This window comes from Gordonia gummivorans (assembly GCF_022513585.1).
GTDB lineage: Bacteria > Actinomycetota > Actinomycetes > Mycobacteriales > Mycobacteriaceae > Gordonia.
In genome coordinates this window covers 1-15407 of the sequence record NZ_JAKWBF010000045.1, presented here as the reverse complement: position 1 = coordinate 15407, position 15407 = coordinate 1, and the positions used below count along the sequence as shown (strand labels likewise).

Genomic DNA, 15407 nt, shown 5'->3' with positions numbered 1-15407 from the left:
ATCACGCCGGGCGTCAAGGCCGCTGCGCGGCAAGTTGCTTGACCAACGGATACATGCGATCCGCATAGATGCTGTGAGCCCGATCGGTGGGATGGACCCCATCACCGCCTACCATCCCCACCCTGTCTCCCAGCCAATCCTCCGACAGTGGATCGACGAATGTTGCACCCTCTGCACCCCAAGCATCATCGAGGGTCGCGACATAGTCGAGCAGGTTGGGGGTATACGGTTCCGCCCGCGACCACGCAGGTCCGACAGCAATCACCCGCGCGTTCGGGCTCCGTTGCTTGATGATCTGGGCGCAGCGACTCACCGCGGTGGCAACATCACCCGCAACATCGACATCGTTGGAGCTACCGAAATACAGAACACCAACGGTGTCCGAGTCGACCAGTCGGTCGGTCTCGGTAACGAAAGTCGTCCCCTCCAGACCCACTTTGAGATACCCGGAACCGCCCTTGCCGTCGACGATCACCGAGGTGACGTTTCCCTCATCCGCTAGGCGATTGACCACGATCGTCGCCCAGTTCGCCGCACCCTGGCCTCCGAACTTTGTTCCTGCCGTGCTGGAATCACCAATGATGATGACCTCACCGGGTGACGAAGGCGATCCACTCGGTGAGTCAGAACCCCCACCGGATAAGACCACATAGGTGGGAGTGTTAGCGCACGCACACAGTATCCACCCGAGGATGGCAGACAGGACGATCAGTGTGCAACGGCGGCACGTGGCACCAGTCCCAAGTTGACGGCTATACATGCACCAAACGGCGCGACATCGTCGTCGCACCAGAACTCATGAATCCGCTACACGCCGTGCGCGCACAGGATCGACGGAGACAGACCTCGCCGCGTAGACCATCACTGAAAGAACCACGCCTTGCGACACCACGGGCACCAAACACAGCATCCATTCGCTCTCGGTCAGTCCCATCGCCAAAATCATCAACAGCCCTACGGCGGCACCGATGACCATAGCCCAGGTTGCGTTTCCTGGCGCACCCACCGCGAGCAGTTTCGCATTGAAACCCTGTGAGCACGCACTTATCCCAGCACCGACGATGCTGGCAATCACCAAGTATCTGGCAGCGTTGTACTGGGATCCTGCGAGGGCGATGATCACCATCGACGCCGGATACGCCAGCATCAGGACCAGCGCGAAGTATCCAAAGCACACGGCGAGCAGCTTGCGGTACAGCGACGCGAACGCCGGAGGCGTCGAGGTACGCCGCGCCAGCTCGGGCACGATCACGGCCGCGATCGAGGTGGTCAGCAAGGTGATCGGACCCACAACCTTGCTCGACATCGAGAACAGGCCCACCAACGTGGAGCCGGCAACCGCGCTCAGCAGCGGAAGCTGGAATTGATTGGCGGTTGCCGAACACGCGTAGGCCCAGTAGCCCAGCCATCCGGAGAACACCCGATGCAACGGCCGCACCCCGGCAGCCAGAGCGCTGCGCAGGGGAAATGAGACTCCTAGAATGACCGGAACGGCGAATGCCGCGGACAAAGCCGACATCGCAACGGCACCCGTCACCACGTATGCCCAGACGGCCACGCCCAGCGGCACCAGACGATGAACCAGCACGAGGAAGTTCGCGGCTCGCTGTTCGTTGAGACTCGTCAGGTGCGCCTGAGCATAGTTCTGCAGCGTATCGCCCAGGGCGAATAGGAATCCCGCCGCCGCGGCCCACGTCAGGCCGATCGGCACCCACACGACGAACAGCACCACGAACGCAACGGTCACCAATGTCAGATGCACCGCGTACAGCGCACCATGTAACGGGACCGATTCCGCCGGTGCTCGTAGCACTCGGATCGGCGCCCCGACACCGGCCACCAGACCGACGATGAGCCCCGTCGCATACGCCGTCATCAGTACGCCGAAGTCGCTGACCAACGTCCCGCGGGCCACCACGATCAAACACACGCCGAGTGCAGCCGAACTCACTACCCGCGCTCCGACCCGCGACACGGCGCTGAGTGCTACCGCGCGATTCGCGCCGGCCGTTGATTCAACCGTGGCCGCCCCCGAGCCAGCATGTGCATCCGCCATGAGTCACCGGGGAGTCGGGGTGGCGGCCTGCCGAGTGACCAGACGCCGCACCCTGCGGTACTGCGGCGTCAGCCGCATCCGGAACACTGCGACCGAAACGAAGTGCAGAAAGGTGGCGGTGTAACCGGATCGTTTGCGTCGCCACGTATTCGCATATGACAACCGCGCGGTGTGGCTCTCGGCGATGAACTGTCGCCACAGGTTTGCGGTCTTGGACAGCTCGTGAAACCGCAGCGCTCCCACGACATCAGGTATGACCACTTGATCCGGATGCGCATCAGCCATCCGTAATTGCAACTCGAGATCCATCACGGTGTTCAACGAGTCGTCAAAACCGCCTACCGCGCGCAGGAACTCGGTACGGGCGACGATGGAGCCGGAGAAGGCCACACATCCTCGGGAGATGATCCGATCGATGTTCAGAGGCCGGCCAGCGTAGTTGTCGACGACGCTGCCGTCGGCACGCACAATCTGATGTGCGCCAATCACCACGTCCGCATTGTCGGCTTCGTTGATCGCGGTACGGACCGCCTCAAGAGCGCCAGGGCGTAGAACGTCGTCAGCGTTGAGCCAGATAGACCACGGCGACTTCGCCCTTCCGAGGCAGCGGTTGAGTGCATCGGATTGACCGCTGTCCTTCTCGGCAATCACTTTGACACGCGGATCCCGCTCGGCCACTTCGGTATAGACCTCAGAGGAACCGTCAGAGGACATCGCGTCTTGCACGATCAGTTCATCGTCGGGTCCCATCTGCTCGAGCGCACTCTCCAACGCCAAACGCAAGTACGGACCAGGGTTGAAACTCGGGACGAGGATGCTGAATGTCGCGGGAAGAGTTGCAGATGTCACGGCCATTCCTTTGCTCGGTGCGAAGTCGGAGTCACGGTGCCGTCCGAGAGAAAGGTCTCGGCGGCCCCGACACTCCCGCCCTGCGTGACGTCGGCAAGGTCGTCGATGACGTCCACACCGCCGACGTGGTCGGCGTCATCAGCATCGTCAGAACGCTTGCGGCGCGGCCACAATGAGACCCTACTCGGGATTGCGATGGCCAACACGATGCCTACTACCAGACCCAGGATTGTAAAAAGCACAGCGTTTGTCACCGAGAAGGCGGGCACCTCCTCCACCCCGGCTCGGGCGGGCTGCAGCACGATCAAGCCCAGCGACTGCTTCCCGCCGCCCAGCGGCTTCTCAGCGGCACCTACCTCGCTGACCAACTCGTCCGCCACCGCCTGCGACAATCGTGCCGCGTCCGAAGCATTATCGTCAGTGACCGTGACGTTGAGCAACACGGTACCGGGGGGGACCTCCGTTTCCAGTTGGGAGGCCAAGTCCCCCCCGGAAATCCCCACACCCGATTTCTCCGCCGCCCGCACCATGAGTTCAGGCCCGGACGCGAGTACTTGATAGGTCTTGACCCTCGCTGTGGCGGCCAAGTTTCCTTGATAGGCCGATGAGACATCCTGCGCTGCAGTCGAAGCAAACAGGGTCGTGGTGGCGCGGTACGAGGTGGAGGCCGTCGATGCGACGATGACCGCCACCATCAGACCGATGAGTCCACACACGACGATGAGCGGAAGACGTCGCGCCACAGTCAAACCCAGCGCCTTCATCCGGACACTCCTTCTGGCTGAGATTCGGGAGTCGCGCGCAGTCGCCCCCTGTTCGAGATCATGGTCATCTTCTCCTTGTCGATCACGATGCGACCGGGGCCAATGAACATCGGGATGATCACCGCAAACGGTGCAATACCAATGAAATACGGAACAAACACGGATTCGAGAGTGGACGTGGCAATCACGCACGTGAAGTACACCATGATTGCGGCGCGCTCCTCACCCTGCAACAGGAAGAGCTTCAGCGCGATCGCCGCCACAAGCACCAGGATTCCCCAGATACCTACCGATACGCCGAAATCCAGCCATGCATTGTGCGGCGAATAGTTCGCGACGAATAGGGAGGCGGTGTTCAAGTGCTCCCAGGCCACCGGTCCATGGCCCATGATCGGCCGATCGACGATCATCGATTTCGCATCATTCCATAGGGCACCGCGATAGCTGAACTCCCCGTCTCCGTAAACCAGTACTGCCGGCGCGAGCGACAATACGGTGGCACCCAGCAGACAGACCCCCAGGGCCACTGATCGTAATCGCGGCGGAGCCATGCGATAGCAGGCGAAAGCAAAGCCGGCGGCGCCGAGGCCGATGAAAGCCGTTCGACTGCCGGCAAGTTCACCCAGCAGGATGACTGCGGGGATCAACAGCGCCGCACGCCACCAGGACGTTCCGAACATCGCCAGCGGAAGCATCAACACTACAGACAGACCGAGTATGTTTCCATTGCCGGCAAAGGTGGACGTGAGCACCAGTCCTGCCGAACCGCACTTGTCGACACGGCAGTTGGTGACGATCTCGGAGTTCAGGAGTATGGCTATCACAACCGACGCCGCAGTGCTCAGCAAAGCCAGCCTGCAACCGCACGCCACTGCGGCCAGACTGATGGGCTGTCCTTTGAGGACTACTCCACACAGCAGCAGTACGGCCAGTCCCCACCGCATCAACGTGCTCGGGGTGAGATGCCCACCGCTCAGGCCGAGAAAAGAGATGGGTGCCAGCGACATCAACATGATCACCGGTAGATCGACAACGCAGCTCTCCTGGTTGACATTTCGTCCAATGATCAGAACCACCATGATGCACGCGGGAAGGTACCAGAGTCCGGGAAACAGGATGGAATCGGGCGAACCAAGGAACAACGGTCCAAGAAAGAACGTGCAGATCATTGGCCATGCACCGCCAAGCACGATCGTCACGATCGCATACTTCTCGTCGCCGGAGAAGCCTCTGAACTCCTTCACCGGGAGCGTCGCCACAACCGACAAGAGCAGCGCTGCAACCGCGTAGATGATGACGAGGATCACGCTGCCACTCCCTCTTGGGTGCGATGCCATTCGATTCGCCGTGATCGAGCCACCACCCGCAGGACGGCAATACTCAGACCGAGCGTCGCGCCTGCGACACCGTACATGAGGTTCTCACTGAGCCCCATCGAATCCGATGTGACAGAGGTCAATGCGGCCTCATCAACCACCGTGGCGCGCACTGGAATCAGGTCTTCACGCTCTGGGATGACCTTGGTCAAGGATCGGGCAAGCGAATTCACTTGTGCGATCGCGGATTGAGGAGTCGACGAGGTCACCGAGATCACCAGCAAACCTGAATCCTTCGGTGACGTCACGACCATGGCGTCGCTCAGGTCACCCTCCGCGATACTGAGCCCATTCGCTTGGATCGCATACCGCAAGAAGCTTTCGGAATCCGCGATCCGTGCGTACTCGGGTACACGCGACATGAGGTACGCCACCGCTTTGTATCCACCGGCATCGACCTTGGTTTGACTGATCGACGTCATCACCGTCGCGGATGCGGAATACCGCGTCGAGGAGAAGTGCCCGATGACAACACCGATCCCCAAACCGATCAGGGTCATCGCCACGATGACGACGCCATTAAATCGTAGAAATGCGCCGACCGCGTTCAATCGCATGAATGGTCACCGCCGCCCGTCAACATGTGGATGTCATCGGTTGGCCGACAAATCGGGCATCGAGCCAGGCCAGCGACTGATCTTCGTGGCCGAGATTGCCGTGCCCGCCGCCGGCGATAACGTGGTGTTCAATGGACGGCCCACCGAGAGCGCAACTCTGCTCGACCGAATACTGCACCCACTCTGGCCGCACCAGGTCGTCGGCGTCGCCGTTGAGCACCAACATCGGCGCATCCAGCGGGCTTTGCGGTAGCGCCTGCCTCTGCAGAATGTGATCGAGCTGGGCAGATGTGTGTGCGTCGAGGGTAACAGCTTCATCGACCCGGAGCTCTTTCGCAGTTCGGACCCGTGTTTCATTGTCACATCCGAGGAGATCATCCCATTCACTTTGGTCGACACCGGGGATGACGGCCGATGCGGTAAAGGTGGGATCGATTCGGGAGGCACCTGTCAGCACTAGTGGGAAAATCACCTGTTGCGAAGCAGACAAGTCACCGTTCTCAGCGAGTTGCGTCAGAGCGGTCACGTTAGTCGCGGGCGAGAGAGCGACGGTGCCGACGAGATCGAGTCCGACGCCGTACGCGGCGGACAGTTCGTTGGCCGCCCATACCGCTTGTCCACCTTGGGATTCACCGTAACCGGCCCACCGTGGTGACACCTTTGCCGACAGGTGTTGCAATGCTCGGACCGAGTCGATCACGTTGAACCCTTCGGACTGCCGATCCAGATAGGCGTGGCTGCCTTGTGCGTTGAGACCCTCATAGTCGGTAGCGGCGACGGCGTAGCCGCGCGACAGCAGGCTCGCCACCAGCCCGTCGTAGCCACGAAGATTCGAACTGTGCGAGATGCCACATCCGTTGGCCAGACCGGTGGTGCCGTGCGCGAACGCGATGACCGGCCAGCCGCCCGCTGGGGCTGGACCAACGGGCAGGAAGAAAACGCCGGCCACTTCAGAGGGCCCGCCGGTTGTCCCGGAGGTCGACCGATACACCGCACGGAAGGCAGAGGACGAACTACGCCGCAGGGTATCGCTGAAGTCGTCGGTCTTGGTGGACTCGACGATTGTCCCGCGCTGAGCCACCCGCGTGTGGACGTCGACGGCCGAGACGATCGGGTCGAGGGGTACGCCACTCGGTCGTGCGGCCATGCCAGTGCACGCGGTCACCACCAGACAGATAGCGAACGAGGCGGCGGCGCTGACCAACTTCAACGATCTCACGTGCGGCCTGTACGCTGCGTCGTGATCGTGAGCGCCGATTGCAGCGCCCGTCGAACCGCATCCGATTCGACGCAGTTACTGTAAAAGGTTGCGGTCAGATTCATCTCGGCACCAACCTGGGTAACTGCGACGGCGATGCTGTTCGGACCGCCCGGCGGCAATGCGATGCCGAAGGTGTGCCCACCGTCCCCGGGTTGACTGGTCCAGGCCAGTTTCGCCGCCGTCGGATGTCGTGTCAGATCGGAAATCGACAATCCAACCGGCCCGACAGTCGCGGCGGTCGTTGCGACTTTTCCGAGCCGGGCATGCAGTCGGGCACGCGCCAACGCCATTCCCAACCGAGCGGGAAGGGTGGGTGCGTTGACCGCAGCCGTGTATGCGGTGCCAAAAGTCGCGGGATCGGCGGTGAATGGCACTGCCGCAACTGCATTGACGTTGGATAGAGTACCTCTCCCGGGAGGCAGGCACCGTCTGAGGTCAACGACGACCCCGACGGTGTCGGCCAGCCGAGGAATCTCGACCGCAAACGCGTCGGTGATACGGTGCGCCAACAGCGCCGCAATGGTGATCCTATCCCGCCCGATCTGGCCGCGCAGTTCCTTCAGGTCTTCCAGGAAGTCTCCGGCACTTCGGACCACCACCGATTGGACAGCGCCCGGATCCAGCGAAGACGGCGTAGCCTCGGAGGCTACCTTCTCCTGCGCTGAGTCAATACCCGCCGGGTTGTTTGACTGTTCCCCGGACCTGATGGCCTGCCGGGAGCGCAATGCCTGCAACCCGTTCCGCACGACCCTCATGTGCTGTCCGGGATTGCCCACAATCGATCGGACGATGGCCTCAGGAACTGGATGCCGGGTGTCGACAGTCGGGCGAGGTTCGCCAAAGCCATCAGGATGAGGCTGGTTACCCGTGAACGCGGCAAGGATCTCCATCATGACGAAAGCGTCGCCGAGGCCGTGATCGAAGCGGAGGAAGACAAAACGATCGCTCACCCGGACCGCCACCGCACCCACTGGTCGGTGAGCGAAGCACCGCGCCAACGAAACCTCGACATCGTTGGGCACACACAAGCCCTCGGGCAGCATCCAAGAGGCATCTGGCGTGAGGATCTGCCACCGGCGGCGCTCCGTGTCAGGTTTGACGCAAACGCGATAGTCGGGCCCCAAGTCGGCCATCCGATTCAAGATGTCGAGTGCAGTACCGGGCCAGACATCGAAAGGTCCGGCAACGACACCCACCGGAAGGCCGGCGAAACGCCAGTCCACCAGGCTCGCACGGATGTGGCGCCGCCCGCGTCGGGCGAGGCCGGTCGTATTCAGCTGCGGTATCCATGTCATCGGGACTGTCTTCCCACTCTCTGCACTGTGTTCGATTCGGCGATGCTGCGGTGCCGGATTACCGGTCAGTGTCGCCATCGAAAACTGTCGGAATTCGCCATCATCGCTCTGCCGCAAAGTATTCGAGTTCAAGTTGTCGCGCTACCGATGCCACCGACCAGGTCTCGTGCACGACATGGCGTCCCCGCTGCCCCTGCGCGCGGGCGGCTATCGGATCGTCGAGCATGCGCGCGATAGCTTTGACCAGCCCCTCCACGGTGTCGTCAACGACAGTTCCGGCGTCGGCCTGCTCGACAAGTTCGGCAAATCCACATGTCTCGGTGATTATCACCGGAAGCCCCGCCGCCATCGCCTCCAGCACCGACATGGGCAGCGGTTCGTTCACTGACGGCAGCACGTAGATGTCGGACTTTGCAAGGCGTTCGGAAACGACATCAGCGGAGACTGGTTCTAATCGTTGAATCCTATGAGCCACAGACGATCCCTCCCTCTCCGCGAGATCTGCGAGAAACTCGTCCAACGCCATCCCTTCACCCTCGTCAGGCCCGATAATCGTGAAGCGCGCGGGATAGTCACGAGCCAATTGCGCAGCCGCCATCGCGAAGGTCAGCGGGCGCTTGCGCCGGTGCAAACGCGCGAGAAAGAGCACCTCCGTCGGAGAGGAGCCGTCGTCATGCGCACGGGCACGCGTCGACGTATCGGCAGGCACACCGTTGATGAGCAGATCGTAGCGTGGTTGATCACCTATCGCGCGTTCCAGCTTCTTCCTTTCGGTGTCGTTGAGGTAGAAGGCCCGATATGCCTTCCGTACCGCCGGTTTGGTGAACACGGTATCGATTGCCCGGTGTATCAGGGATGTGCGCGGATTGATCATGCCGTGCGTCTGGACACATGTCGCGACGTTCATCGCATTCAGCAGACGGGCCGCAGGCAAGGACACGAAGTCTCGGCTGAGGTGGATGTGTGCGATGTCGAATGATCGCGCGTGGTGCCGTAGCCAAGTCAGCATTCGCGGCGAACATACTCGCGTGAAAGACTGTCCGCCGCCGATTGTCGTAATCGGAAACGTGATCAGTTCTACTCCTTCGACGGACGCCGGGATGTCGGGCTGCAGATCACCCGCGATGAGGGTGACATCATGGCCGAGTTGTGCCAGCGCAACACTCTGGTTGATGGCGACGGTTGACGGTCCGCCGTACTCCCCGTGCCGCGAATAGACCGGCAGCACCTGGAGAATCCTCATGACCGGTCCTCGGCTGACGATCGGGTCGCGTGGGTGATCACTACGCTACCCGGGGCAATCTCTGTGTCGTGCGGCATGCGGACATCCTTCAGCACCGTGCTCCCATCACCGATTGAGCAGCGTGAGCCGAGTTTCACGGGAGCACTGGTCCGTGTGAATGCGGCAGCTCGGTGGTCATGTCCTCCACTACACACGACTACATCAGCACCGATGATGGTGGCGTCGCCGACGACAATCGGCTCCGGGTTGATGAACCATACTCTGTCGCCGACAACGACGAAATTGCCAAGAGTGAGCTTCCACGGAAAGTGAACCCGTAGTGATCGACTCAACGAGATTGGAGCACCGACCTGGGCACCGAACGCACGCAAGAAGGCCGCCCGCATTGGCGTGCCGCCCAGACCACTTCGGAAGATGGGACCGATCGCCAGCCACGCCAGCAACCACGCTCGGTTCCGTCCGCGCTGAGACTTGTCAACGACATAGTCGGCGAGGCGCCGATCCTTTAGTGGCGGAGCACCGTCGGCAGCGGTCATGGAACTGCCAGATCAGTTCGGGCCGACGCATGCGCCCGACCTGCGAGCTTGTTCAGCCAGTCCTCGAATCGGCTGACAGCTGTGTCGACACCGAGAGCTTTGTCTGAGTACGCCTTTCCGGCAGCACCGAGCGATGCGGCCAACTCGTCGTCGGCGGCGACCCGCTCGATGGCAGCTATCAACCGTGCCGGATCGCCCGCCGGCACGACTACGCCCCCACCAGACTGCCGAACCTCAGCGGCAGTGATGCCCCGTTCGGCAACGGCAGCGACTACGGGCAGACCGTAACTGAAGTAGGTCGTCAATTTGCTCGGTATCGACATCTCGGCAACACCCGTCTTTTCGTTGACCAAGAGGACGTCAGCGGCCGAAAGCATTCGGTGGAACTCGTTGTCGGGCAGTGAATCGATAAAGGTGATGGTGTCAAGCCCCTGTGCGGACTGCTCCAGGCCTCGCCGCTGGTTCCCGTCACCGACGAGGTATATCCGAACCTTCCTGCGGGTCGCATCGAGAAGTCTGGCCACCTCCACGAGATTCTCCAGGCCCTGTTTGACTCCCATGTTTCCGGCGTGCACTGCGACAATTTCGTCGTCGGGGATTCCTAGTTCTGTTCGCGCCAGATACCGGTCCATGCGACATTGCGGACGCGCTTGGTTCCAATTCGGAATCTCGGTGATTGCATCTCTCCTCACACCGAGCCGGTGAACGAGAATGTCACCGAACCTCGGGTGCACCACCGCCACCTCATCGGCGGCCCGCAACGTGTGGGATTCCAGCCGGCGGACCAGTGATCTACTCAAGTACGACCCAGAGCCGGTCTCCGTCACCGCCTGACTGTAGAGATCATGGACCCACACACCGACCGGTGCGGCCGCGCGTCCGCGGAGCCCCCTCCAAGTCATCACCATGGCCGACGCGATCAATGGAGGACTGGCGAGTACGACCATTGCATCTCGTCGAAGGTGCATTCCTATGGCATGCCAACCGAACTCCAACTCCATTCGGGACCGGGGCACCAACGCCGCCCGCTGCGGAACGCTGTGCGGCACGCGCACCACGATCACGCCGTCGATCACGCTTGTCGAAGCGAAGTCGGCCTCCGACCCGTGCATTCGCCACTCTGGATAGTGTGGATATCCCGTGATGACGCGCACGTTCCAACCCCGTGCCGCGAGTCGCCGCGCCATATCGGTTACATACGGTGCGATTCCGGTGACCTCTGGCGCGTAATTGATTGCCACGAAATCGACACATCGCGCGGCATGTGTTCGACTTTCGGGGGGCCTTGAGGCGGTCTCGGGACCTGCGGAATCGGTCACGTTTCGATAAGCTGCCGAACGTGTCATATCACACTCACCTCATATCGCTCAGCTGGCCGATTGTGTCCCGAATCATCGGGCTGGCATTCGTACCGAATTCGGTTCGCGTCGCTGCGCTCCGTTGTTGGGGTGCGACGATCGAGCCCGGGGTTCTGATGCGGCACCGGGTACGGATAACCTCGCCATGGAACCTTCGGGTGGGCGCGGACTGCTGGATCGGCGAGGATGTCCAGGTAGAGAGCAGAGGACCGATCAGAATCGGCAGTAATGTTGTGCTGTCACAGTCCGCCAAATTGAGCTGTTCCGAATCGGCCACAATGCCGCTGGACATCCATGACGGCGCGTGGATTGCATTGCGTGCCAGCGTCATAGGTCCGTGCATCATTGGTCGCCGCGCAGTCGTTGGCGCAGCGGCCGTTGTGACATCGGATGTGGCACCAGGAGAAGTCGTATCGAGCCCGAATGTGGTCACTGTGGCCTCACGTCCTGACCTGGTCTGAGTGAGATCGGTACCAGTCGACGACCTCCTCGACCCCTTCCGTGAGTGAGATCCTCGGGCTCCATCCCAGCGCACTGATCGCAGTGACGTCGAGAACCTTCCGGGGTGTCCCATCTGGTCGTGAGTGGTCCCACTCCACTAAACCCTCATAACCCACAGCGTCTGCCACGACATCCGCGATTTCGGCGATTGTGTGGTCTACGCCTGTGCCAATATTGATCTGTTTGTCTCCGTTGTAGCTTCGCAGGAGATACATACAGGCTGCGGCCATATCGTCCGCGTGCAACAGCTCTCGCCGCGGAGTCCCGGTACCCCAGTTAGTAACCATCGGAGCACCCGACTGGCGAGCCTCTTCGTATCGCCGGATAAGCCCAGGCAGCAGATGACTCGAGGTGGGTGAGAAGTTGTCGTTGGGGCCGTACAGATTTGTCGGCATCGCCGAGATCCACGGCAAGCCGTACTGTCGACGCACGGCCTGAACTTGCAGGATGCCCGCGATCTTCGCGATCGCGTATCCATCATTGGTCTGTTCGAGGGTTCCCGTGAGCAGCGACGCCTCACGAATCGGCTGCGCCGCGAACTTCGGATATATGCATGAGGACCCGAGGAACAGCAGCCGCTCGACGCCGTGCGTGAGCGCTGCGTCCATCACGTTGAGTTGAATGCGCAGGTTGTCGGACAGAAAGTCGACCGGATACCTGCTGTTGGCGAGAATCCCTCCGACTCGCGCTGCGGCAAGAAGCACAGTCTTCGGACGATTCTGCGCGAAGTACTCGAACGTCGCCTCACGGTCGCGCAGGTCCAGTGCACCGCTGGTCTCACCTATGACCCGGTCGACACCCATCTCCAGCAACGCTCGGACCAGGGCCGACCCGACGAGCCCACGGTGACCGGCGACATACACTGTGCCGGCCGACTCGAGGTAATCCGGCGAGCGGAGCGAGCTCACGATGCCTTGTCCCACGCGGGCAGGAGTGGCGTGTCGATCCAGGCGCTACCCTCGCATTCCAGAGCTGCAATGTCTGCGTCGACCATGATCCGAGCGAGCTGGGTCGCGTCGACTCCGGCCTTCCAGCCAAGAGCCGACTCGGCGTGCGAGGCGTCTCCGATGAGTGAGTCGACCTCTGTGGGCCGCAGATATCGCTCGTCGAACTTGACGTGATCGTGCCAGTCCAGTCCGGCATGGTCGAAGGCTGTCTCAAGGAATTCCTTGACCGTGCACGGCACTCCGGTCGCGAGTACATAGTCGCGAGGCTCGTCTGCCTGGAGCATTCGCCACATTCCCTCGACGTACTCGGGTGCGTAGCCCCAGTCACGAACGGAGTCGAGGTTGCCCATATAGAGGTTGTGCTCCAGCCCGGCCTTGATCCGAGCCACCGATCGTGTGATCTTTCTGGTGACGAAAGTCTCTCCGCGGCGCGGTGATTCGTGATTGAAGAGGATACCGTTGACGGCAAACAGTCCGTACGCCTCACGGTAGTTGCGCGTGACCCAGTACGAGTACACCTTGGCTGCCCCGTACGGCGACCGAGGATAGAACAGAGTGTCCTCATTCTGAGGCGGCGGGGACGCACCGAACATCTCTGAGCTCGATGCCTGATAGAACCGGCATTGAATACCTGCCAGTCGCACCGCCTCAAGCAGTCTTATGGAACCGATTCCGGTGGTATCACCAGTGTGTTCGGGCTCGTCGAAACTGACACGTACATGCGATTGGGCCGCGAGATTGTACACCTCGTCCGGATGAATGCCGGCGAGAAGTGTGACCAGTCGCGCCCCATCGCTGAGATCGCCGTAGTGAAGAAACATGCGGGCGCCGGGCTCGTGCGGGTCTTTGTAGAGGTGGTCGATCCGGGAGGTGTTGAATGTCGACGACCGCCGGATGAGGCCGTGTACCTCATACCCCTTGGACAAGAGCAGTTCGGCGAGATATGACCCGTCCTGGCCGGTGATGCCCGTGATCAGCGCCTTCTTCATGTTCGCGTGTCTCGCTCTCAGTAGTCGGTGTGGACGTGTCGTCGTGAATGGGGGTCAGTAGGCGCCGTTGCTGCTGATCACCGCGCGCGCGGTGCGCCAAAGGATGACGAGATCTGCTGCCAGCGACCAATTCTCGACGTAGGAGAGGTCCAGTTGAACTGAGTCCTCCCACGTGAGATCGCTTCGACCGGACACCTGCCACAACCCGGTCATTCCGGGTCGGACGAGCATCCGACGAACCACCGTCGCGTCATAGGACTCGACTTCGTCACGCAGCGGCGGCCGGGGACCTACCAGGCTCATTGAGCCGTCGATGACATTGAACAGTTGCGGTAGTTCGTCGAGGCTGTACCGCCGGAGAAATCTTCCGACCCGAGTCACTCGCGGATCATCACGCATCTTGAAAAGGACTGCGTTGCCATCGTTTTGATCAGCCAGTCCAGCTCGAAGGGTGTCAGCATTCTGAACCATTGACCGGAACTTCCACATCAGGAACGGCTCGTTGTTGACTCCCATCCGTTCGGCTCGGTAGAAGATCGGTCCGCGGCTGTCAAGCTTGATGGCGATCGCGCACGCGACCATGACAGGCGCCAACATGACGATCAGCAACGTCGCGGCCACCTTGTCGAAGGTCGTTTTCAGTAGCTTGGTGGCACCTTGGTAGCGGGGTTTGTCGACGTGTAGCAAAGGCAGTCCAGCTTCTGGCCGCATCGTGATACGCGGTCCTGCAACATCCAAGAGGCCCGGAGCCACCAGCATGTCGACATTCTTTCCCTCCAGTTGCCACGACAGTTCCCGCATCGCGGCATGCCCCAGAATCTCCGTGGAGGTCAGTGCCACCGTATTCGCGCCGTACTCGGCGATCGCGTTGGCAGCTTCGCCAAGTCCGACCATCACCGGGACTTTCGCGTCGATCCCGTGCCGGCCAATGTGTTCAGCGATGGCGTCACGGTGCGGTCGGGCATCATTCACCGGAACACACAGCCCGACAACGCGATACCCGAGAGCCGGATTCTTGGTCAAGCGGTTGATGAGTGGCGCAGCCGAGGCCACCGACCCCACGACCACCATGGGACGCAAGAATCTGCCGCGGGCTCTGCCGTGCACGATTCGCCGTCGCCAAAGCCAGCGACTCGCCAACAGCGCCGTAGTCCCCAAGGGCAGGATGATGGCGACAAATCCTCGAGCCACCGATAGATTTAGTACCAAGTCGACGATCGCCCACGCACCGAAAAGCCCGAAGCATGCACGCAAGACACGCGCATACTCGTTGGCGCCAGATCCCAGCACTCGTGGGTCACTCGCTTGCGCGACGCGCAATGCAGCGCACCACGCAAGAATCAACAAGACCGAAACAACAATGGCCGGGCACTCAATGGCCCCGATAGGACGACTCAGATCGGTGCCAAATCTTATCAACTGACCGGAAATGACTGCCGCAACAACAATCGATAGATCAGACCTGTTTACTCGGGCGGCGTACCAATTCGGCCAGGTCAACCCGCTTGCCACGTGGACCTCCGCACCCCCGTCAACTGCGGCATTGGTCGGCAACCGACCGACGGGAACGCTCATTTAACCAATCCTTTACAAGGCATGACTGGAGCAGAACTAATAAGAACGCTGAACGGATGCCGATCTCTTCTGCGACCCATGGAACAGTACAGGAGAGTTA

General features: G+C 61.2%; 13 protein-coding genes. All 13 read right to left on the bottom strand.

The window, feature by feature from the left end:
• Positions 1–13: 13 nt before the first annotated feature.
• Positions 14–760 carry an SGNH/GDSL hydrolase family protein gene (locus tag MKW15_RS22890; protein WP_240862460.1) on the bottom strand — a complete coding sequence of 249 codons (747 nt, stop codon included), beginning with the start codon at positions 758–760 and terminating at the stop codon, positions 14–16.
• Positions 761–796: 36 nt separating this feature from the next.
• Positions 797–1840 (bottom strand): MATE family efflux transporter, encoded by a 1044-nt coding sequence (locus MKW15_RS22885; RefSeq protein WP_240862458.1) that lies wholly within the window; start codon positions 1838–1840, stop codon positions 797–799.
• Between the two features lie 219 nt (positions 1841–2059).
• Positions 2060–2905, bottom strand: a complete 846-nt coding sequence (locus tag MKW15_RS22880; protein ID WP_240862456.1) for a glycosyltransferase — start codon at positions 2903–2905, stop codon at positions 2060–2062.
• Positions 2902–3669 carry a YveK family protein gene (locus MKW15_RS22875; protein WP_240862454.1) on the bottom strand — a complete coding sequence of 256 codons (768 nt, stop codon included), beginning with the start codon at positions 3667–3669 and terminating at the stop codon, positions 2902–2904. The genes MKW15_RS22880 and MKW15_RS22875 overlap by 4 nt, the downstream gene beginning before the upstream one ends.
• A complete protein-coding gene (locus MKW15_RS22870; protein WP_240862453.1) occupies positions 3666–4976 on the bottom strand; it encodes an O-antigen ligase family protein in 1311 nt (436 codons plus the stop codon). The genes MKW15_RS22875 and MKW15_RS22870 overlap by 4 nt, the downstream gene beginning before the upstream one ends.
• Positions 4973–5602: a YveK family protein gene (locus MKW15_RS22865; protein ID WP_240862450.1), complete on the bottom strand. Its 630-nt coding sequence runs from the start codon at positions 5600–5602 to the stop codon at positions 4973–4975. Before MKW15_RS22865 ends, MKW15_RS22870 begins: the two co-directional genes overlap by 4 nt.
• A gap of 19 nt (positions 5603–5621) precedes the next feature.
• Positions 5622–6410 carry a lipase family protein gene (locus MKW15_RS22860; protein ID WP_240862448.1) on the bottom strand — a complete coding sequence of 263 codons (789 nt, stop codon included), beginning with the start codon at positions 6408–6410 and terminating at the stop codon, positions 5622–5624.
• Between the two features lie 407 nt (positions 6411–6817).
• Positions 6818–7996 (bottom strand): hypothetical protein, encoded by a 1179-nt coding sequence (locus tag MKW15_RS22855; protein WP_240862446.1) that lies wholly within the window; start codon positions 7994–7996, stop codon positions 6818–6820.
• 262 nt (positions 7997–8258) lie between these two features.
• Positions 8259–9401: a glycosyltransferase gene (locus MKW15_RS22850; protein ID WP_240862444.1), complete on the bottom strand. Its 1143-nt coding sequence runs from the start codon at positions 9399–9401 to the stop codon at positions 8259–8261.
• A 532-nt stretch (positions 9402–9933) separates the two neighbouring features.
• Positions 9934–11178, bottom strand: coding sequence for a glycosyltransferase family 4 protein (locus MKW15_RS22845; protein WP_240862443.1), 1245 nt, complete (start codon positions 11176–11178; stop codon positions 9934–9936).
• A 557-nt stretch (positions 11179–11735) separates the two neighbouring features.
• Positions 11736–12704, bottom strand: coding sequence for a GDP-L-fucose synthase family protein (locus MKW15_RS22835; protein ID WP_240862441.1), 969 nt, complete (start codon positions 12702–12704; stop codon positions 11736–11738).
• Entirely contained in the window at positions 12701–13732 is a 1032-nt protein-coding gene (gene gmd / locus MKW15_RS22830) for a GDP-mannose 4,6-dehydratase (protein WP_240862439.1), read from the bottom strand. The genes MKW15_RS22835 and gmd overlap by 4 nt, the downstream gene beginning before the upstream one ends.
• Positions 13733–13786: 54 nt before the next feature.
• Positions 13787–15307, bottom strand: a complete 1521-nt coding sequence (locus MKW15_RS22825; protein ID WP_240862437.1) for a sugar transferase — start codon at positions 15305–15307, stop codon at positions 13787–13789.
• Between the last annotated feature and the right edge of the window lie 100 nt (positions 15308–15407).

Bases quoted from the DNA above. Each gene is read 5' to 3' on its own strand.
- MKW15_RS22890 (WP_240862460.1), bottom strand. From the start codon at position 760: ATGTATAGCCGTCAACTTGGGACTGGTGCCACGTGCCGCCGTTGCACA.
- MKW15_RS22875 (WP_240862454.1), bottom strand. From the start codon at position 3,669: ATGAAGGCGCTGGGTTTGACTGTGGCGCGACGTCTTCCGCTCATCGTC.
- MKW15_RS22865 (WP_240862450.1), bottom strand. From the start codon at position 5,602: ATGCGATTGAACGCGGTCGGCGCATTTCTACGATTTAATGGCGTCGTC.
- MKW15_RS22855 (WP_240862446.1), bottom strand. From the start codon at position 7,996: ATGGCCGACTTGGGGCCCGACTATCGCGTTTGCGTCAAACCTGACACG.
- MKW15_RS22850 (WP_240862444.1), bottom strand. From the start codon at position 9,401: ATGAGGATTCTCCAGGTGCTGCCGGTCTATTCGCGGCACGGGGAGTAC.
- gmd (WP_240862439.1), bottom strand. From the start codon at position 13,732: ATGAAGAAGGCGCTGATCACGGGCATCACCGGCCAGGACGGGTCATAT.
- MKW15_RS22825 (WP_240862437.1), bottom strand. From the start codon at position 15,307: ATGAGCGTTCCCGTCGGTCGGTTGCCGACCAATGCCGCAGTTGACGGG.